The sequence below is a fragment of the Flagellimonas iocasae genome, assembly GCF_042682725.1.
Lineage (GTDB): Bacteria > Bacteroidota > Bacteroidia > Flavobacteriales > Flavobacteriaceae > Flagellimonas > Flagellimonas iocasae.
The window spans coordinates 146,224-166,855 of record NZ_JBHUHU010000005.1; the positions used below are offsets into that span (position 1 = coordinate 146,224).

A 20,632-nucleotide genomic window follows, 5' to 3' on the forward strand; every position below is an offset into this window, starting at 1 on the left:
ATATGAGGATAGCTTTGTTCGGTTATGGCAAAATGGGCAAAATGATTGAAGAAATCGCCCAAAAAAGAGGCCACGAAATTGTTGCAAAAGTAGATGTCGGCGCAGAAGATATCGATTATGCTTCCATGGATGTTGCCATCGATTTTAGCACCCCAGACTCAGCATTTGAAAACATTACCGGGTGTTTTGAGCATGGAGTCCCTGTGATATGTGGCACCACCGGATGGTTGGACCAATACAATGAAGCGGTGGACCTATGCAACGCAAATAAAAGTGCGTTCATTTACGCCTCAAACTTTAGTTTGGGTGTGAATATTTTCTTTGAATTGAACGCGCATTTGGCCAAGATGATGTCCAAATTGAATAAATATAAAGTGTCCATGGAAGAAATCCATCATACCCAAAAGTTGGATGCTCCCAGTGGAACGGCCATTACCTTGGCTGAAGGCATTATCAATAATACAGCGTATACCAGTTGGCAACTTGAAGCATCTGGTGAAAAAATCATTCCCATCACATCAAAAAGAGAAGGAATGGTTCCTGGTACACATAGCATTTGTTATGAAAGCAGTGTTGATAGCATTGAAATAAAACATACGGCCCATAATAGAGAGGGCTTTGCCTTGGGAGCGGTGATTGCCGCGGAATGGATTCAGGGAAAAACAGGGGTTTTCTCCATGAAAGATGTGTTAAACCTAAGCTAAATAACGTAACAACAATTTAGACGAACAGTCTAACTAAGAAACTTTTACATGAGCGGCACACAGTGGATCATTTTTATCTTGATCATCCAGGTCATCCATTTCTTGGGAACCTGGAAGCTTTACATCAAAGCTGGACGAAAAGCATGGGAAGCAGCAATTCCAATTTACAACGGTATTGTACTGATGAAAATCATCAACCGACCTTGGTGGTGGGTGATATTGATGTTCATTCCCATCATCAATTTATTGATGATTCCCGTAGTATGGGTTGAGACCATCCGAAGTTTTGGAAAAAACACCCTTTTGGACACTTGGTTGGTCATCCTTACCCTAGGATTTTATATTTACTACATCAATTACGCAGAAGATGTAACTTATATAGAGGATCGAAGCCTAAAACCACGAACCGGATTGGGGGAATGGGTGAGCTCCATCGTTTTTGCCATTGTGGCAGCCACATTGGTGCACACCTATTTTATTCAACCGTATGTAATTCCCACAGGATCGTTGGAGCGCACGTTGCGCGTTGGGGATTTTCTTTTTGTGAGCAAATTCCATTATGGCGCCCGGGTTCCCATGACCACTTTGGCCGCACCAATGGTGCATGATACGCTACCTGTGCTAAAAACAAGGTCGTATTTGGCGGATGTTGACCCGGAAACCTACAAAACTTCGTGGATCAACAAATTGCAGTTGCCCTACATGCGATTGCCCGGTTTTGAGCGTGTAAAGAAAAATGATATTGTAGTGTTCAGTCTGCCGTCCGATACTCTGTATCAGTTTTTCAAGGCTCAAAAAGCGGTGATGAAGCCCATCGACAAAAAATCGAATTACGTAAAACGATGCGTGGGCACTCCGGGGGATTCTTTAGCCGTGATTGATGGATATGTGTACATCAATGGAAAGCAATTAAAGTTATCCGATAGGGCCAAACCCATGTACGACTATGAGATTTATGCCAAAAATGGAGTGTCAAGTCGCTATTTGGAAGATGTGGATGCTTCCGACTATCTGCGCAAGTACATAGCTTCCAATATTAGTGAAGCACAATATAACGCTCTTGTTCCCTTCGTTTTGGGTGCCAATAGAACCCAAGATGGAAAGTTGGAGCTTATTGCCAGTGAAGATGGCATTCCCATCGATGTTATCCGGCAATTGAGGCTTTCCCTTACTGAAGAAAAGCCACGCTCAAGAGTCGCGAATATGACGGATGAAATGGTAGCGCAACTCCGTAAAACATCTGGAATAGATTCTGTAGTTAAGACCGAAGAGCCAAAAGGCATGTACGGAGGGGCATTTCCTCAAAAACCGAATCTGTATCCATGGAACAATGACTATTTTGGTCCGATTTACATCCCAGAAGCTGGTGCTACGGTTGAAATCAATGCTAAGACCATCCCTTTATATAAGAAGATCATCAGGGATTATGAGCATAATGATGTAAAGGTTACTGGCCAAAAAGTGTTCATTAATGGTCAAGAAGCCAACTCCTATACCTTTAAGCAGGACTATTATTGGATGATGGGAGACAACAGGGACCACTCAGAAGACAGCAGAACGTGGGGTTATGTGCCCGCCGATCATATTGTGGGTAAACCGGTCTTCCTTTGGATGAGTTTTGACAACTTTAAGCAAGGGATAGCCAAATGGAGACCCCGTTGGGAACGTGTTTTCACCACCGTAGGTGGAAGCGGGGAACCTGTGTCTTATCGCTGGTACTTTGTTGCTCTGGTCGTGGGCTGGTTTGTGTTTGATTTTTTCAGAAAACGAAAAAATAAAAAAGCTGATTAAGCTCCTATAATTCCTAAAAATATTGTCTATTGAAAATATTGGTGCATCCAACGTATTTTCCAAGTATTGCCACTTTTGCCGCATTGGTGCAAAATGAGGTGGTTTGGGAAGCGCACGATAATTTTCAGAAGCAAACCTACCGCAATCGGTGCTATATCTGCACTGACAAAGGGAAACACATGCTCAATATTCCCATAAAACATGTTGGAGGCAATCAAGGACGTCAAAAATACAAAGAGGTCGAGTTGGAGAACAGCTATGATTGGAAGAAGATACACTGGCGAACCCTTGAAACCGCCTACAGAACCTCACCCTTTTTTGAGTTTTATGAGGATGACATTCGCCCTTTATACGAAGGAAACGACGATTCTCTATTTGAGTTCAACCTGAAGACCATTGAAGCCGTGGCTGATTGCATTGGGGTTGAATTTTCAATGGAGAAGACTCAAAAATATGAGCTTCAACCTAAGAACTATTACGATGCACGGTTTTTGGTAGAGGCCAAAAAAGAACCTTCACCAAAAATAGAGCCTTACACCCAGGTTTTTGATGACCGTCACGGGTTTATTCCCAATCTCAGTGTGCTGGACCTATTGTTCAACGAAGGCCCCAATACCCTGTCCTATTTACAAAATCAGTCGTTAGACTTTCTGGATGTATAGGCATATCATACATTATGGCATCCATTTTTTAGTTCCCATACTAATTGCCTTTTTCTTTTTTAAGGAAAATAGAATCAAAGTCGCCCTGATTCTTTTGGCTGGAATTGTCATAGACATAGACCACCTATGGGCAGAACCGCTGTTCGACCCAAATCGGTGCAGCATAGGTTTCCATCCCTTTCATAGTTACTGGGCCATTTTGGTGTATTGTATTCTACCCTTTTTTAAAGTGACACGGATTATTGGTTTGGCGCTGATTATTCATATCATCGCGGATGTGACAGACTGCTTACTCCTCCGAGGATAGGCGCAGAGTGGCCATTACCGGATAGTGGTCAGACAGTTTTTCATTGAAATTTTTATGGGAAATTACCTCAAAATTAGAATCAGTCAAAATGTAATCGATTCTCAAAGGGATTTTCCATAAATCATAGGTTCTTCCAAAACCCGAACCTTTCTCCAAAAAGGTATCATTCAAATCCCCTTTCACAATTCGGTACACATTAGAGAATTGTGTGTTGTTAAAATCTCCACAAACCACATTCAGGTAAGGACTATTTTTAATGTGATCATCAAATGTCTTCGCTTGTTCCATTTGTTTTTTGAAGGTGCTGATCAATCGCTTGTAATTCCTTTCAGATTCTTCACCATCCGAAAATGTTTTTGCGGATGGGACGATGCGAAATGATTGCAAATGCATGTTATAAAAACGGATGGTATCCTCTTTATGGACAATATCAGCATAAATTATCCCATTGGCCGTTCCCGGAAGATCAAGAGAACCATTGCTCACGATCGGGTATTTAGAAAATACGGCCTGAACTGATTTAGTTTCCGAATAAGGTGTTTCACTTCGGTAGGGATATTGTTTCAATTGTCTATGCCGAATTCTACTGTGTTCTTGAATACAGATAATATCCGGGTTTTCCTTTTTTATGAACGCTACGATTTCGTTCCCGGTATTCGGGTCCTTGCTCCAACCAAATTTGTCAAACCCCCGAGCATTATAGGTCATTATCTTTAAATCAGAATCCTTGACTTCCTCTGATTCATTACCCATTCCATAAAACGGACCAAAAGCCAAATATCCAAGTAACAGAGCAATAAAAGACCAAAGAAATTTCCTTTTTCGCTTGAAAATCCAATAGGCCGCAAACAGTAAGTTCAGTCCAAAAACTAATGGAACGATTAAGCTAAGTATTGAAAATACCGGAATTGCCTGAAACGTTAAATAGGAAGACAAGCAGCTCATAACCAATAAAAAAGCAATCAAAACATTGATTGCAAAGACAATTCCGTCGATTATGGAGGTTCTCTTTTTCACAGATCAATCTTCCTTACCGGCTTTGAACAAAAAATCTTTTTCTTCTTTTGACAGACTTTCATAACCAGATTTACTGATTTTATCCAGAATGGTGTCTATTTTGCGCTGACGGGCCTCTTTGTCATAATCCGTTCCACTGTTCCTTTGGGTATTTTTCTTGTAGACCGTCTTTAAAGGTGCCTTTTTTTCTTTTGGTTTAAAGAATTGGGCAATGGCATCCATCAACTTGGTGAACCCTGAACCAATATCTTTGCCATTTACCAGCTGTCGTGCATAAATATAGCCCAAAAAAGCACCTCCCAAGTGGGCCAATCTGCCTCCAATATTACCTCCATATGGAATCTGAATCAAGTCAACCAACACAAAAAATGCCCCAACATACCACAACTTGACATTAAAAAAGATGACCCGCACCTCCTGATTGGGAATATAGGCACAAATAAAAATGAGTACGGCGGTAACTCCCGCGGATGCTCCTATCAAAGCAGTGTTAGTGTTCAACAGCGTTGGAAACACATTATAGCTCAGCAAAAAGACGAGTCCCCCGATGATAACACCCAAGAAATACACATTGATGAACCGCTGGCCATCAAAAAGATTGAGGAAAATTCGTCCCGTAAAATAGAGCATGAGCATATTCCAAAATACATGCCCCAGTCCACCATGAAAAAAAGAATAGGTTACCAAGGACCAAGGCTGACCAAAGAAATCCATAAAATCCTTGGGCAAATGAAACCATTGGGATACGGAATAACCCAAAAGAGCTACGGAGAGGCCATCCAAAATAAAAACAAGCACGTTGATGGCTATCAGCTTTTCAGCGATATTCATGCGGGCCATATAGTATCGTATTCCTCCTGTTGCCATCTATTGATCCCACCGATTTTGGTTAAACTGATTCTTTTTCCAATACCACATGATCAGAAAACCTACAATGGCTCCACCAACGTGGGCCATATAAGCCGTATTGCTTGGACTGAAAAACGATTGACCAGTGATTGCCGAAATAACATCCAACAGAATTATCCCAGGGATGAAATACTTGGCCTTGATGGGAATTGGTAAGAAAATCAACATCAGTCTCGCTTCTGGATTCATCATTCCAAAAGCGGCCAACACTCCCATGATACAACCTGAGGCCCCTACCATACTCGCATAATAGATTTGGGCATATTCGGGCAGTACAGCTCGCACTGTGGAAGCCTGTAAGTTCGTTAACCCATCTTGAAGCTGGTTGGACGTCATCATTTGCACCAGTTGTTCATTTGAAAGTCCAGTACTCAACAATTCGGTTTCGGCCGGTAGAAAATTGAAATAATAGTATCCCAACTGAAACAAAACCGCACCGAGTCCTGCGGAAAAGTAAACAAAAAGAAAGCGATTCTTGCCCAAAACCCGTTCAACGGGCGTTCCAAACATCCAAAGTGCAAACATATTGAAGGCTATGTGCATCAATCCGCCATGCATGAACATGTGGGAAACAATTTGCCACCAATGAAAATTACTGTTCTTCGGAAACCAAAGTGCCAGCCATTGGTACATCTGTTCCCCATATAACTGGGTCGCAAAAAATAAGATCACGTTAATGATCAATAAATGCTTCACTGCCTCGGTCATTCTACCCATCTAGCTAAATTTTTTATCGATATCTCCTTCGGAGATTATGGTATACGTCAATTTTTGAAACGGACTCAATGTTGGCTCTTTGCACGCGAACAAATTGTTCACCAAAGCCTGTTGCGATTCTTGATCCAAGAATTCTCCAGTGCGTACCGACAAGTTTTTGGACAAGACTTTGGCCAATACTTCGGCTTGCGAAAGTGAACCCTCCGTGAACCCCTCCTTATAATCCGCTATCAGGCGATCCAATACCGTGCCAATCCCACTTTCGGGAACCACCAGCGGCACACCTGTCACTTTTACAGTTTCTTCCTCCAAGCTTTCAAAGGCAAAGCCAATGTTTGACAGGCTATCTTTGATTTCCTTTAAGATATTCAATTCTTGTTTGCTAAAAGTAAGCTCCAATGGAAACAACAGTTGTTGGCTTACGCCTTCCTTCACCGTGATTTCACCTAAAAACTTCTCAAACAGAATGCGTTCGTGTGCCCTTTTCTGATGAATCACGAGCATTCCAGATTTTACAGTGCTTACTACATATTTCCTACGTAACTGAAAGGTTGTGGCCAAGTGCTCTTCAAGATGGTCCTCTGAATAAATGGTTCCTTGCACATCTCCATCAGACTCAATGGCCACACTACTGAACTCCTCCACATCCACATCTTTTTCCAGACCTTCGTACAGCCCTTCCCATCCTTTGCTGCTCCTTTTTTGAAAACCTCCTCCGCCACTCTTCGCTTTTGCAGCATCTTGAAACGGATTAAAGGTAGGGTCGACCGTAACTTTGGGCAAGGTTGCACCTTTTTCGCGATAGGCATACGGCGTATCCAGATTGGGGTCGTGGTCAAAATCCAAAACAGGAGCCACATTAAATTGTCCTAAACTGTGCTTTATGGTCGACCTTAGAATGGCATACAATGTATTCTCATCATCAAACTTGACTTCGGTTTTGGTGGGGTGGATATTAATATCGATGGATGCCGGGTCCACATCCAAATACAGGAAATAACCCGGATACATGTCTTGTTTAATGAGTCCCTCAAAAGCAGCCACCACGGCATGATGCAAATAAGGACTTTTGATAAATCGATTGTTGGCAAAGAAAAACTGCTCGCCCCTACTCTTTTTGGCGAACTCAGGCTTGCAGATGAATCCGGATATTTTTACCACTTCGGTCTCCTCGTTCACGGGTACCAAACGGCTTTCCATCTTGCTTCCAAAAATATGGGCGATGCGCTGTCTGTGTTTGGTCTTGGGCAGGTTGAAAATCTCCGAACCATTATTATAAAAATGAAATTCAATGCCGGGATGCACCAAGGCCACCCGATGAAATTCATCCTGAATATGGCGCAGCTCCACCTGATTGGATTTCAAAAAATTACGTCGTGCTGGAATATTAAAAAAAAGATTCTTAACTGAAATAGAAGTACCAACGGGCGTGGCCACCACATCTTGGGAAACAATCTTGCTTCCTTCAATTTTAAGATGGGTTCCCACCTCTTTTGATTCCGGGCGGGTCTGCATATCCACATGGGCAATGGCCGCAATGGACGCCAATGCTTCACCTCGAAAACCTTTGGTCTGTAAATTGAACAGGTCTTGTGCGGAGGATATTTTTGAAGTGGCGTGACGCTCAAACGATAATCGAGCATCTGTTTCGCTCATTCCAATACCGTCATCCACCACCTGAATCAATGCTTTCCCACCATCCTTTACAATCAATTTAATGCTTGTGGAACCGGCATCGATGGCATTCTCCAAGAGTTCCTTAACCACAGAGGCTGGCCGTTGAACCACCTCCCCTGCTGCGATTTGATTGGCAACATGGTCCGGTAAAAGTTTAATGATGTCGGCCATTATGGATTCAGGAATATCGATAAATCAAAATCGATCACAAAAAGGAACAACAGGACCAAAATGGCCACAATGATGAGAAAACGTAGTTTTAGGTTTTTGTCACCCTCCACTTTAAGGTCATCCATGGCGGAATTGACCTTATTTTTCAGTCCCCTTTTCGTATTTGCGGTACTTCTGAATTTATCTAGTTTGTGTTCTATTTTAAACGGATTGCCCTCCCCTTTGTAATAGCGTGGTGAATAATTGAACTCCTTATTTTTTCTAAGCTTTAGCGGGTTTCGCATGGTATCCTTTTCCGTATAGTTTCAAAGGTACTCAAAATAGAAAAAAGGGATTGAGGGCTACTCCTAAAAAATGTTAACAGGGGCACAGGTTCAAATGCAAGTGCATATTTCAAGTTCAGAAAATCCAACTACCCAAAAGAAAAAGGTAGCCCAAATCTGTTCTTATTTCTTGTTTTTTGATTCTTGAACTTGTGTTTGAACTTACTTGCCCAATACCGCCATCTGTATCGCCGCGATAGCCGCTTCAGTTCCTTTATTGCCGTGCTTACCACCGCTACGGTCCTTGGCCTGCTGCATGTTATCATCCGTTAAAACACAGAAAATAACGGGAACATCATACGCTACGTTCAAATCTTTGATGCCTTGGGCGGTGGCACTGCAGACAAAATCAAAATGACTGGTCTCACCACGGATAACACTTCCAATGGCAATAACAGCGTCCACCTTTTGGGTCTTGATCATTTTTTTGCTTCCGAAGGTAAGCTCAAAGCTACCTGGCACATCCCATTTCAGGATATTTTCAGCCTTGGCCCCACAGTCTAGTAGCGCATCAAAAGCTCCTTGTGCAAGGGCGGAAGTGATTTCCCCGTTCCACTCAGAAACAACAATCCCAAACCGAAGGTCCTTCGCATTTGGGATTTTAGTCTTATCGTAAGTTGATAAATTCTTATTCTCGGTGGCCATACGTTAGTTTTGGGCCAATCCAATAAGGGCATCGATTCCTACGCCCTCAGGGGATTTTGGATATTCTTCCTTGATGCGCTCAAAATACCCCAAAGCCTTATTGTTTTGTCCCATTTCCATGGCAACAACACCTGCTTTGTACAAGAATCTTGGCGTAGTAAATTCATTATCGCTGTGGGCAATTGCCTTTTCGTAGTAGTCCAAAGCATCTTCAGACTGATTCAGCTGTGAAAAAGCATCACCGATTCCTCCTTTGGCCATGGCACCCATAATGGCATCATCCGAAGAAAAACTCTCCAAATGGGAAATAGCCTCATCATACTGTTGAAGGTTCAAATAGGTCATTCCAGCAGAATATTCCGCTAAATTGGCCGCTTTGGTACCACTGTATTCCTCAATAATATCTAAAAATCCGTATTTCCCTTCAGCCCCGTTCAAAGCCAATGTGAACAAAGAATCCTTCGCGGTTTCATTGGCCAAAGCTTGGTCAAAATATTGCTGAGGATAGAAAAGCTCGTTAGCTGCCGAAGCCTCTTTTGGTTTCTGAATGAATTGGTGGTAAGCCAAGTAGGCCAACACCCCAATGGCTACGGCCCCAATTACCCCCAAAATATAATTTTGGTTCTTCTGAACCCATGCCTCAGTCCTGGAAGCACTCTCGTCCAAGGTATGGAAAACTTCAGCGGTTGTACTTTCATGTTCTTCTACCTGAGCCTCTTCAGCCTTATTCTGTGGCTTAAAGCCTCTCTTCTTGTATGTTGCCATGCATCATTTAATTGGTCGCGCAAAAATAAAGTTTTTATCCAAAACCAAAAGGCAATTTATTCGTTATTTTTGGAATCTTTAATTGGTTCCCAAACCCTAAAAATCACGTAGTTCCACAAACTTTTTATGTTTTTAAGGCATTTATCTTTAGTCAATTACAAAAATTTTGATTCCAAGTCGCTCGATTTTGACCCAGTGATCAACTGTCTTGTGGGCGACAATGGCGTGGGAAAGACCAACATTTTGGATGCCATTTACCACCTTTGTTTTGGCAAGAGTTATTTTAATCCGGTGTCTACCCAAAACATAAAGCATGATACCGATTTTTTTGTAGTGGAAGGAGAGTTTGAAAAAGAAAATCGCACCGAAAAAATACTCTGCTCGTTTAAAAAGGGTACTAAAAAAATCATCAAACGAAACGGAAAGGCCTACGAAAAGTTTTCTGAGCATATCGGATTTTTACCTTTGGTAATCATCTCGCCTTCAGATCGTGACCTTATTTTGGAGGGCAGCGATACCCGACGAAAATTTATGGACGGGGTGATTTCACAGTCGGACAAAGCCTATTTGCAGGCCCTTATCAAATACAATAAAGTATTGGTGCAGCGCAATTCGCTACTGAAATATTTTGTGGCCAACCGCACCTTCGACCCAAACACTTTGGCCATTTACAACGAGCAGTTGCATCAGCTAGGAACCGAAATCCACAAAAAACGGACGGAATTTATTGCCTCCTTTGTTCCGATTTTTCAAGAGCAGTATGCCCATATTTCGGATAAAAATGAAGAAATCATGCTGTCCTACGAAAGTCAACTTTCCGAAGGGTCTCTTTTGAAACTGCTGGAAGACAACGTTGAAAAAGACCGGGCTTTACAATATACTTCAGTGGGCATCCACAAAGATGATTTGAACTTTACCATCGCAGGACATCCCATTAAAAAATTTGGGAGTCAGGGCCAGCAAAAATCGTTTTTGATTGCATTGAAATTAGCACAGTTCCACTTTATCAAAGAATTGGCCAGCACCACGCCCATCTTGTTATTGGATGATATTTTTGATAAACTCGACGAAAGTCGCGTGTCCCACATTGTTGGCTTGGTGAAAAATGAAAATTTCGGACAGATTTTCATCAGCGACACCCATGCCGAACGAACGGAAAATGTTGTTAAAACCATTCACCAGAGTTATAAAATCTTTACCTTGTAGTATGTCTCGAATTCTTCCCTTTTTCTTGATTTTGATGGCTATGGGCTGCAAAAAAAACATAGTTGCCGAAACAGACCTTCACTATTTGAACGGCTATTGGGAAATTGACGAGGTGGTGTTCCCAGACGGAAGCATCAAGGAATATGGGATGAATCCCAACATCGATTTTATCCAATTGAAGGAAAGCGAGGGCTATCGCAAAAAAATGCAGCCAAAATTCGATGGTAGCTACAACACTTCAAACGACGTGGAGACATTTTCGGTAGCTGAGGTGAGCAATGGCTTCGCCATGCGTTACAAAAACGATTTTAGTGAATGGGAAGAAACTTTGGTGCAGCTTGATTCCACTTCGTTCGCGGTGGTCAACCCAGAAGGGATAACGTATTTCTACAAACGATTTGAACCCATTAAAATGCCAAAATAATGGCCAAGCGACAGAATTCAAATTTACCTTTGAGTGAAGCTTTGAACGAGTTTATAAAAGAGAATAAGCTTCAAAAAGGAATGGATAAAGTGGATGCTCGAGAAGCTTGGGCCAACTTGATGGGTAATGGGGTGAACAACTACACCACCGGTGTTGAACTTAAAAATGAGACCCTTTTTGTGTCCCTTTCATCTTCGGTACTTCGTGAAGAACTGAGTTTGGGAAAAACCAAAATCATTGCTATGATCAATGAAGAATTGGGTCGGGAATTGGTGAAGAAATTGGTGCTTCGTTAAATTTTGTATTCCAAAATGTCGTGAAAACCATCCTACAGACCGAGCGACTTCTTATCGCGGAAGCAGACCATAACGACGCCGACTTTATCTTCGAGTTGCTGAATAGTGCTACCTGGTTAAAATTTATTGGTGATAAGGGGATAAAGACCAAAAAACAGGCCTTGGCCTATATTGATGAGAGCTTAATCGGTTCTTATAAAAAGAATGGTTTTGGACTTTATAAACTTTGTTTAAAATCGTCTTTGATTCCGGTTGGACTTTGTGGGTTTTTACAGCGGGATTATTTGGACCATCCCGATATTGGTTTTGCACTGCTCCCTGAATTTGAAGGTCAAGGATTGATGTTGGAAGCGTGCAATGCCCTAATGAACCATGCGAAATCCAAACTTAAGTTCGAATGTGTCTTGGCCATTGTTTTGCCCACCAACGGAAGATCATGTAGGCTGCTTGAAAAAATGGGGTTACAACAAATCGGAACGGTTACTCCAAAAACTGGCGGTCAGGAACTGCTGTTGTTCTCCAATAAAAAAAGCCACTCGAATTGAGTGGCCTTTTCAAAGAATTTTCATTTTCAATTAAAATACTTCCCTTCCTGAAAAATGGAAAGCACCTTCTATGGCTGCATTGTCATCGCTGTCAGAACCGTGAACGGCATTCTCTGCAATGTCATTTGCGTATAATTTACGGATGGTACCTTCGGCAGCCTCGGCTGGGTTGGTAGCACCTATCAATGCACGAAAATCATCAACGGCATTATCTTTTTCTAAAATGGCGGCAACAATAGGGCCCCTGGTCATAAATTCAACCAATTCCCCAAAAAATGGACGCTCTTTGTGGATACCATAAAATTCCTCAGCATCCCTTTTGCTCAACTGTGTATACTTCATGGCCACAATCTTGAATCCAGCAGCTGTTATTTTTTCCAAAATCGCACCAATGTATCCGTTCTCAACAGCATCGGGCTTGATCATGGTAAACGTTCTATTTCCAGTCATTTACTTTAAATTTTGCGCAAAAGTACATTTTTTCAACTAACGGGCAAGGTTTAATAGGCCTGTTTTAACTCCTGTAGAACCACACCGTTATCCCCCATGATCCTAAAATTGACCTCCTTATTTTTAAAATCCAAGGTGAGGGTTCCGTAGCTTTTGCTGGAAACCACCTCTCCAACTCGATACTGATTTGGCTCCCCACTATAACTAAAATAGGAATGGGTAAGTCCACTGCTGGTAAAATCAATTAGCGGATACGCCATTCCAGAAAGTGTCTTTTTGGAGAATTCTGAAATATGTCGGTCTCCCGATAGGATTATCACCCCTTTTGCTTTGGAATCCACAATCATGTTTTCGAGTTTTTCCACTTCTTTGGGAAAATTGCCCCAGGTTTCAAACCCATGTTCCCCTGATAAAAACTGGATACTGGACATGATTAGATTGAAATCCGCATCGGAATGATTCAATTCGTTTTGCAGCCATTTCCATTGCGCTTCCCCCAGAACTGTAACATCGTCTGCCAGATTCGGTTTATAACGTCGGTCAGGATCTTCATCATCTATTAATTCACTTCTAAAATAGCGGGTGTCCAAAATCAAAACTTTCACTTTCCCCTCCGGGGTTTCATAATCATGTGAAGTGTAAACCCCTTCTTGATTTCGTCGCTCACTGTCTTTCGGAACCCCCATGAAATCCAAAAATACCTGCTGACTTTCCTTTTTCACGGCAAATTCCGAACCACCATCATTCACTCCAAAGTCATGATCATCCCATGTACCGATAATTGGCACAGCAGCTTTTAAATCAGCATAGCCTTGAACGGTATCTTGTTGAGCATAAATGGCCCTCAATCTTTCGATATCATCGGTATCGGCGTAGACAATATCGCCGCCCCAAATCCAAACATCCGGGTTTTCGGCCAAAATATCATCCCAAAACGGATTGGGCTCCTGCGACATATTACAAGAACCAAAAGCTACCACAAAATTGGAATCCTTTGGATTTTCCTTCGGTTTGCATCCCAGAAGGAGAACAACCATACCTAATAAAAAAGAAAAAAGCTTCATTTTACAAACTTCGCAAAAAACAAAAATAGGGCATGACAAGTTACCTCTATATTATATTATTGTATATTTGGCCGCATGAATTTAGCGGATATCACGACAGTTAAGTCGATTCTTTCCCAGCCTCAAAAAATCGTAATTGTACCCCATAAAAACCCCGATGGTGATGCCATGGGCGCTTGCTTGGGTCTTTGTAGTTTTTTGAAGGGAATGGGGCAAACGGCCCATGTGGTCTCGCCCAACGATTATCCCAAATTCTTAAAATGGATGCCCGGCAATGATGAGGTCGTGAATTTTGAATGGCAACCCCAAGAAGCCTACAAACTCCTCGATGAAGCTACCGTTATTTTCACCTTAGATTTTAATGACCTATCTCGAATTGGGTCCATGGAAGCAGCCTTGAAGGACAGGGATGCAGATTTCATTATGATTGACCATCACCAGCAACCCAGTGATTACGCCAAAATGACCTATTCTGATGTTACGATGAGTTCTACCTGTGAGATGGTCTACAATTTCATTGAATATTTGGGGCTAACCAACAGCATAACGGCGGATATCGCCACAAATCTGTACACCGGTATTATGACGGATACAGGTTCGTTTAAGTATCGTTCCACTTCAAGTAAGACACATCGGGTAGTTGCCGAACTTATTGACAAGGGTGCGGACAACATGGAAATCCATCGTCAGGTGTTTGATACCAATTCTCCCTCACGATTGCATTTGTTGGGAGTTGCCCTAAGCAATATGGTCATTTTACCAGAGTATAAAACAGCCTATATTACGTTGACCCAGGACGAATTGGACCAGCATGAATTTAAAAAAGGGGACACAGAGGGGTTCGTAAACTATGGTTTAACGCTGGAAGGCATTATTTTTGCCCTGATTTTTATTGAAAACAAGGAAGAAGGCATCATCAAGATTTCATTACGTTCGGTCGGAGATTTCTCCGTGAACCAATTTGCTCGCGAACATTTTGATGGTGGAGGACATGACAATGCCGCAGGCGGAAAAAGTGACCTCTCCATGCAGGAAACTGTGGACCGTTTCAATAAAATTTTGAAAAATTATAAAAGTGAATTGAATCCATGAGACCCATCTTGATTCTTTTATTCGCATTATTGTATTTGAGCTGTGGAGGCCCAGAGCCCCGCAGACCTGTGGAAGTAAAATCTGGCAGCTTTTTTAAGGAATCCGTGGAACGGAACAAAGCCTTGTTGGCCAAAGAGGAAAAATTGATTCAGGAGTTGATTGCCAAGGACACCATCCACGAATATTTGACCAGTCCCAACGGATTTTGGTACTATTTTGAAGCCAAAAATGACACGGCCACCTATTTTCCAAAAACCAATGATCAAATATTATTCTCCTATAATGTAATGTCTCTGGACAATGATACCATTTATAGCGCAAAGGACATTGGTCCCACATCGTTTGTGGTGGATAAAGAACAATTGTTCCCTGGAATGCAAAATGCAGTGAAACTCTTGAAGATAAGTGAAAAAGCGACCTTTGTGTTCCCTTCCCTTCAAGCGTATGGCTATCAAGGGGACAATAAGGCAGTGGCTCCACGAACCCCGATAAAATCATCAGTGGAACTCCACACAATTATCATAAATAAAGACAGTATAAATTAAAACGTATAGAAAAATGAAACAATCCCTATTGCTGATCATAGTGTTTTCCATGGTGCTTATTGGATGTAAATCCAGCAAGTATGCCGAATTGGGTGATGGTATCTTTGCCGATATCCAGACCTCAAAAGGAGACATCATTGTGAAATTGGAGTATGAAAAAACCCCGGTGACCGTTGCAAACTTCGTGTCTCTTGCCGAAGGCAACAGCCCTTTTGTTAGTGATGAATTTAAAGAAAAGAAGTTTTACGATGGTGTGGCCTTTCACAGGATTATCAAAGATTTCATGATTCAAGGAGGTGATCCTTCCGGCACTGGAAGCGGTAGTATTGGATATACCTTTAAAGATGAGTTCAACGATTCCTTGTTGCATTCCAAAAAAGGAATACTTTCCATGGCCAATCGTGGACCAAAAACCAATAGCAGTCAATTCTTCATTACCCACAAACCAACCCCTTGGTTGGATGGCAAACACACTGTTTTTGGCGAAGTGATCAAAGGAATGGATGTTGTTGATTCTATCGCCAATGTGGAAACCGCACCAGGGGACAAACCTAAAGTGCCGGTGGTCATGAACAAGGTAGAAATTGTTCGGAATGGAAAAGAGGCCAAGAAATTTGATGCCATCCAAGTGATGAGCAACTATTTTGAAGAAGCCAAGGTTGCAGAAGCTGAATTCATAAAAATGAAAGAAGATTTAGCTGCCGAATTCGCACAACAAAAAGAAGAGGCCGAAGAAACCTCGACCGGATTGAAAATTTTAACCTTGGTAAAAGGCGAAGGAGAACAACCGACTGAAGGACAGCAAGTTTTCGTGAACTATGCCGGTTATTTGACCAATGGAAGCTTGTTTGACAGCAACGTTCAAGAAGTTGCTGAAAAATTCAATATGTTGAATCCAGGTCGAAGAGACCAAGGTGGTTATGCCCCATTTCCTATGGAATACGGTCCGCAAGCCCGACTTATTCCCGGTTTCAAGGAAGGATTGCAAAGCATGAAAGTGGGTGACAAAATTCGCTTGTTCATTCCACCGCATTTGGGCTATGGAGCCCAAGGGAGCGGTCCTATCCCACCAAATTCAGACTTAGTATTCGATTTGGAAATCACTGGAATCCAAGAATAAATCAAATGAAGTAACATCAAAAAAGCCGTACTTTTCCGTGCGGCTTTTTTTATGCTTCAACCGCTGACCCATGGGACAAAAAACCAAAACCGTACTAGCCCTTTCCCTACCCATCCAAATTATTTTGGTGAAATGGATAGGGAGTTATCCCAATGTTGTGGAGGACTATTACAGTAATGGGCTGTACCTTTTTATCTCAAAGACGTTGCGGCTTTTATTGGGTTGGATTCCCTTTTCCGTTGGGGACCTGCTCTACACTATTTTGATTGTTCTGGCGCTGAGCTATTTGTACAAACATTGGAAATCCATCAAAACAAAACCATTGCTTTTTCTAAAGGATATTGTTGTCGTCCTATCCATTGCCTATTTTGCCTTTCATTTTTTATGGGGTATGAATTATTACCGGCAACCCATCACTTGGAAATTGAGCATCGAAAAAGAATATACTTTAGAGGAGTTGATTGACTTCACCCAATACCTGGCCGAGAACACCAATGACTACCAAATGGAAATCACGGGTGATAGTTTGGCCGCGGTGCAAATCCCCTATTCCCGAAGGGAAATTTTCCAAAAAACCGAAGAAGGTTACATCAAACTGCAGAAAGACTATCCCGATTTTGAATATTACAACCATAGTCTCAAAGCCTCCATTTACAGTATTCCCCTTACGTACATGGGTTATGGTGGTTACTTAAATCCATTCACCAATGAGGCTCAAGTAAACGGCATTATGCCCTTTTTCAGGTTGCCTGCCGTAAGTGGGCACGAGGTGGGGCATCAGTTGGGCTATTCCGCGGAAGATGCTACCAACTTTATCGGCTTTTTGGTCACTTCCAATAGTGATGATGTCTATTTTAGATATTCAGCCTACAATCACGCATTGGGGTATTGTCTTTCCGATTTGGCCCGAAAGGACGAGTCCAAGTCCAAGGAAATTATTGCCCAACTGAATCCAGGTGTCAAAAAAAACTATCAGGAATTACGAAATTTCTGGGAGGGATATCAAAATCCCATGGAGCCCATTTTCAAATCCATCTTCAATACCTTTTTAAAGGTAAACAATCAAAAGGATGGCATTCTAAGCTACAATTCCGTGGTGGGGCTCATGATCAACCACCACAAAAAAACGGGCTGAATCCAAACTTGTGCAAAACACACACTTCAGTTACCTTTAGCACAGCTAATTCAATACTGGATATATGAAAATCAAACTAACTACTTTTATCCTATTTTTAGGAGGAGCCTCGTTATTTGCGCAGGAGTATTTTCCTAAAAACGATGGGGTCAAAACCAAAAACAACAATTACCAGGCATTTACCAATGCCAAAATCTACGTGACCCCTTCGGAGGTTATCCAGAACGGAACCCTTCTCATTCAAAATGGAAAAGTGGTTCAGGCCGGAAAATCGGTCACTATTCCCAAGAATGCCATCGTTGAAGACTTGCAGGGAAAGTTCATCTACCCTTCCTTCATTGATGTCTTTTCTGATTTTGGGGTAAAAAAACCTGGAAAAGCGGACGCACAAGGTAGGTCATCCCAATACGAACCCACTCGGGAAGGCTATTACTGGAACGACCACATTATGCCCGAGAACAATGCCATTGCCAACTTTTCCTATGACGCCAAAAAAGCGGAGGAATTACGCAAGGCCGGTTTTGGCGTCATGAATGCCCACATTCAAGATGGTATTGCCCGTGGAACGGGTGTTTTGGTGGCGCTCAACGACGAAGGAAGTGAGGCGCAACGTATCCTTGAAGATAAATCCGCACAGTACTTTTCATTCGACAAAAGCATCGCAAAAACCCAATCCTATCCAACTTCCATTATGGGTGCCACTGCTCTAATGCGCCAATTATATTATGATTTGGATTGGTACAGCAAAGGGAATGTGGACACCAAAGACCTTTCTCTAGAGGCCTTAATCGAAAACAAAGGACTTACCCAGATTTTTGCAGCAGGTGACAATGGACATGTGCTTCGAGCCGATAAAATTGGAGACCAATTTGGCATACAATATGCAATTTTGGCCGGAGGCGATGAATACGAGCGCATTCAGGATATAAAAGCGACAAATGCCAAGTTGATTGTTCCCTTGAATTTTCCTGATGCTTATGATGTATCAAACCCTTACGAAGCCCAATATGTCTCTTTGAAGGATATGAAACATTGGAATTTGGCCCCATCCAATCCAAAAGCATTGGAAGAAAACGGAATTCAGTTTTCTTTCACATTACATGATTTAAAATCTCCTTCAGACCTAAAATCAAAATTACAAAAGGCCATTACCTATGGACTTTCCAAAACGAAAGCCTTGGAGGCACTAACCACTACCCCGGCATCCATTTTGGGTAAATCAAGCGAAATTGGTTCCCTAAAAGCAGGGAGTCAGGCCAACTTTTTAATTACCTCCGGAGATATTTTTGATGAAGGCAGCACACTTTACGAAAACTGGGTGCAAGGCTCCAAAAATGTGATTGAGTCCAAGGACCAAAAGGACATTCGCGGGGATTACACCCTTTCTGTGAACGGTCAAACCTTTACAGTTTCCATTTCTGGTGAGGTGAGTAAACCAAAGGTTGAGGTAAAAAAAGGAACTGAAAAACTGGAATCTAAAATTGATTACAATTCAGATTGGTTGAATCTGGCTTTTTCGGACGGAGCAGCAGCAACGTACCGCTTGGTGGCCCATGTTCTTCCCTCATCGAATAACATTGCCGCCACGGTTGCGCTTTCCAATGGAAATGAAACTACCGCAAATCTGACCAAAACTACGGGGTACGAGGAAAAATCAGAAACAACAACTTCAGCCAAGCCAAACTTGATGCCGATTTCCTTCCCCAATGTAGGATACGGCTATAAAACCAAGCCCAAACAGGAAAACATCCTCTTTAAAAATGCTACGGTTTGGACCGGTACCAGCATTTTGGAAAACACCGATGTTTTAGTGAAAAACGGAAAAATTTCCAAGGTTGGAAAAGGACTTAATGCAGGCGGTGCTACTACAGTTGATGCCACAGGCAAACATCTCACCGCAGGAATCATCGATGAGCACTCGCATATCGCGGCATTGAGCATCAACGAAGCCGGACACAATTCGTCCGCTGAAGTTCGAATGAAGGATGCCATAGACCCAGAGCACATGGGTATTTATAGAGACCTTGCAGGCGGGGTTACCACAATTCAACTTTTGCATGGTTCGGCCAATCCGATTGGTGGTCGTTCGGCCATTTTGCGATTGAAATGGGGTGAAAATGCCGATGGATTGGTATTTCCAAATGCTCCTAAGTTCATCAAATTTGCGCTGGGCGAGAACGTAAAACAATCTAACTGGGGCAGTGTTTCCCGTTTTCCACAAACGCGTATGGGTGTTGAGCAAGTTTATGTGGATTACTTCCAGCGCGCCAAGGAATATGATGCCCAAAAGAAAAGTGGTCAACCCTATCGCCACGATGAAGAGATGGAGGTTTTGGCTGAAATCTTGAATGGTGAACGCTTCATAAGCTGTCATTCCTATGTACAGAGTGAAATCAACATGATGATGAAAGTCGCAGAAAAATTCAACTTTACCGTGAACACCTTCACCCATATTTTGGAAGGCTACAAAGTGGCCGATAAAATGGCTGAGCATGGCGTGGGAGGCTCCACCTTCAGCGATTGGTGGGCCTATAAGTTTGAGGTGAACGATGCCATTCCCTACAATGCGGCCATCATGAGCAGTCAGGGAGTTACCGTTGCCATCAACAGTGATGATGCCGAAATGTCCCGCAGATTGAATCAGGAAGCAGGGAAAACGGTAAAATACGGAGGCGTATCTGAATTGGAAGCTTGGAAAATGGTCACCTTGAATCCAGCAAAACTATTACATATCGATGATCGAGTGGGAACCGTGGAAGAAGGTAAGGATGCGGATTTGGTCCTTTGGACCGACCATCCACTTTCGGTTTATGCCAAAGCCGAAAAAACGCTTATTGAAGGTGCTGTTTATTTCGATTTGGAAAAGGACAAAATGCTTCGTGAATCCGTTCAGAGAGAGCGAAACCAACTCATCGACATGATGCTGACCGAAAAGGAAAATGGGGCAAAAACCCAGACTCCTGTCCAAAACAAAAAAGAACAATTTGAATGTGAAACCCTTTAAAACAAGATGATGAAGCAAATACATATAAATACAAGCAATCATTGTTCCCTTGAGGGGACTTTA

At 42.3% G+C, this 20,632-nt stretch carries 22 protein-coding genes; 13 read left to right on the forward strand and 9 right to left on the reverse strand.

Annotated features, from left to right (window positions below; all coding sequences use genetic code 11):
• Positions 1-2: 2 nt before the first annotated feature.
• Genes dapB through ACFSJE_RS14705 form a run of 4 tightly spaced genes read left to right on the forward strand, consistent with a single transcriptional unit; the run spans position 3 to position 3,464 of the window.
• Entirely contained in the window at positions 3-704 is a 702-nt protein-coding gene (gene dapB, locus ACFSJE_RS14690; protein ID WP_379831619.1) for a 4-hydroxy-tetrahydrodipicolinate reductase, read from the forward strand.
• A gap of 48 nt (positions 705-752) precedes the next feature.
• Positions 753-2,495: a signal peptidase I gene (lepB, locus tag ACFSJE_RS14695; RefSeq protein WP_379831620.1), complete on the forward strand. Its 1,743-nt coding sequence runs from the start codon at positions 753-755 to the stop codon at positions 2,493-2,495.
• Positions 2,496-2,524: 29 nt separating this feature from the next.
• Positions 2,525-3,157 (forward strand): WbqC family protein, encoded by a 633-nt coding sequence (locus ACFSJE_RS14700; RefSeq protein ID WP_379831621.1) that lies wholly within the window; start codon positions 2,525-2,527, stop codon positions 3,155-3,157.
• Positions 3,150-3,464, forward strand: coding sequence for a DUF6122 family protein (locus ACFSJE_RS14705; protein WP_379831622.1), 315 nt, complete (start codon positions 3,150-3,152; stop codon positions 3,462-3,464). The genes ACFSJE_RS14700 and ACFSJE_RS14705 overlap by 8 nt, the downstream gene beginning before the upstream one ends.
• Here ACFSJE_RS14705 and ACFSJE_RS14710 read toward each other — a convergent pair.
• The 7 genes from ACFSJE_RS14710 to ACFSJE_RS14740 all read right to left on the reverse strand — a co-directional run bounded on the left by ACFSJE_RS14710 (position 3,447) and on the right by ACFSJE_RS14740 (position 9,688).
• Complete coding sequence (locus ACFSJE_RS14710; protein WP_379831623.1) at positions 3,447-4,481, reverse strand: endonuclease/exonuclease/phosphatase family protein; 1,035 nt, start codon at positions 4,479-4,481, stop codon at positions 3,447-3,449. The two genes, ACFSJE_RS14705 and ACFSJE_RS14710, sit on opposite strands and share 18 nt — an antisense overlap.
• Positions 4,482-4,484: 3 nt before the next feature.
• Positions 4,485-5,348: a rhomboid family intramembrane serine protease gene (locus ACFSJE_RS14715; protein ID WP_379831624.1), complete on the reverse strand. Its 864-nt coding sequence runs from the start codon at positions 5,346-5,348 to the stop codon at positions 4,485-4,487.
• Positions 5,349-6,107, reverse strand: a complete 759-nt coding sequence (locus ACFSJE_RS14720) for a rhomboid family intramembrane serine protease (protein ID WP_379831625.1) — start codon at positions 6,105-6,107, stop codon at positions 5,349-5,351.
• Positions 6,108-7,955, reverse strand: coding sequence for a DNA mismatch repair endonuclease MutL (gene mutL / locus ACFSJE_RS14725; protein WP_379831626.1), 1,848 nt, complete (start codon positions 7,953-7,955; stop codon positions 6,108-6,110). It abuts the gene before it with no gap.
• Complete coding sequence (locus tag ACFSJE_RS14730) at positions 7,955-8,239, reverse strand: riboflavin synthase subunit beta (RefSeq protein ID WP_379831627.1); 285 nt, start codon at positions 8,237-8,239, stop codon at positions 7,955-7,957. The genes mutL and ACFSJE_RS14730 overlap by 1 nt, the downstream gene beginning before the upstream one ends.
• Before the next feature lie 201 nt (positions 8,240-8,440).
• Positions 8,441-8,923: a 6,7-dimethyl-8-ribityllumazine synthase gene (gene ribH / locus ACFSJE_RS14735; protein ID WP_379831629.1), complete on the reverse strand. Its 483-nt coding sequence runs from the start codon at positions 8,921-8,923 to the stop codon at positions 8,441-8,443.
• A gap of 3 nt (positions 8,924-8,926) precedes the next feature.
• Positions 8,927-9,688: a tetratricopeptide repeat protein gene (locus tag ACFSJE_RS14740; protein WP_379831630.1), complete on the reverse strand. Its 762-nt coding sequence runs from the start codon at positions 9,686-9,688 to the stop codon at positions 8,927-8,929.
• Positions 9,689-9,814: 126 nt separating this feature from the next.
• Here ACFSJE_RS14740 and recF point away from each other — a divergent pair, with 126 nt between their 5' ends.
• From recF to ACFSJE_RS14760, 4 genes are read left to right on the forward strand one after another with little or no spacing between them, the layout of a single operon-like run.
• Positions 9,815-10,894 carry a DNA replication/repair protein RecF gene (gene recF, locus ACFSJE_RS14745; RefSeq protein ID WP_379831631.1) on the forward strand — a complete coding sequence of 360 codons (1,080 nt, stop codon included), beginning with the start codon at positions 9,815-9,817 and terminating at the stop codon, positions 10,892-10,894.
• A 1-nt stretch (position 10,895) separates the two neighbouring features.
• A complete protein-coding gene (locus ACFSJE_RS14750; protein ID WP_379831632.1) occupies positions 10,896-11,318 on the forward strand; it encodes a hypothetical protein in 423 nt (140 codons plus the stop codon).
• Positions 11,318-11,614, forward strand: coding sequence for a DciA family protein (locus ACFSJE_RS14755; protein ID WP_379763055.1), 297 nt, complete (start codon positions 11,318-11,320; stop codon positions 11,612-11,614). Before ACFSJE_RS14750 ends, ACFSJE_RS14755 begins: the two co-directional genes overlap by 1 nt.
• A 20-nt stretch (positions 11,615-11,634) precedes the next feature.
• Positions 11,635-12,159, forward strand: a complete 525-nt coding sequence (locus ACFSJE_RS14760) for a GNAT family N-acetyltransferase (protein WP_379831633.1) — start codon at positions 11,635-11,637, stop codon at positions 12,157-12,159.
• A gap of 30 nt (positions 12,160-12,189) precedes the next feature.
• Here ACFSJE_RS14760 and ACFSJE_RS14765 read toward each other — a convergent pair whose 3' ends face one another.
• A complete protein-coding gene (locus ACFSJE_RS14765) occupies positions 12,190-12,609 on the reverse strand; it encodes a nucleoside-diphosphate kinase (RefSeq protein WP_207097112.1) in 420 nt (139 codons plus the stop codon).
• 50 nt (positions 12,610-12,659) lie between these two features.
• Positions 12,660-13,673, reverse strand: a complete 1,014-nt coding sequence (locus tag ACFSJE_RS14770; protein WP_379831634.1) for an alkaline phosphatase D family protein — start codon at positions 13,671-13,673, stop codon at positions 12,660-12,662.
• Between the two features lie 75 nt (positions 13,674-13,748).
• Between ACFSJE_RS14770 and ACFSJE_RS14775 the strand changes: the two genes are divergently transcribed.
• From ACFSJE_RS14775 to ACFSJE_RS14795, 5 genes are all read left to right on the forward strand, one after another.
• A complete protein-coding gene (locus tag ACFSJE_RS14775) occupies positions 13,749-14,765 on the forward strand; it encodes a DHH family phosphoesterase (protein ID WP_379831635.1) in 1,017 nt (338 codons plus the stop codon).
• Positions 14,762-15,310, forward strand: coding sequence for a gliding motility-associated peptidyl-prolyl isomerase GldI (gene gldI, locus ACFSJE_RS14780; RefSeq protein WP_379831636.1), 549 nt, complete (start codon positions 14,762-14,764; stop codon positions 15,308-15,310). Before ACFSJE_RS14775 ends, gldI begins: the two co-directional genes overlap by 4 nt.
• A gap of 13 nt (positions 15,311-15,323) precedes the next feature.
• Positions 15,324-16,430, forward strand: a complete 1,107-nt coding sequence (locus ACFSJE_RS14785; RefSeq protein WP_379831637.1) for a peptidylprolyl isomerase — start codon at positions 15,324-15,326, stop codon at positions 16,428-16,430.
• 70 nt (positions 16,431-16,500) lie between these two features.
• Positions 16,501-17,565, forward strand: a complete 1,065-nt coding sequence (locus ACFSJE_RS14790) for a DUF3810 domain-containing protein (RefSeq protein WP_379831638.1) — start codon at positions 16,501-16,503, stop codon at positions 17,563-17,565.
• A 64-nt stretch (positions 17,566-17,629) separates the two neighbouring features.
• Complete coding sequence (locus ACFSJE_RS14795; protein ID WP_379831639.1) at positions 17,630-20,569, forward strand: amidohydrolase family protein; 2,940 nt, start codon at positions 17,630-17,632, stop codon at positions 20,567-20,569.
• The last annotated feature ends 63 nt before the right edge of the window (positions 20,570-20,632 follow it).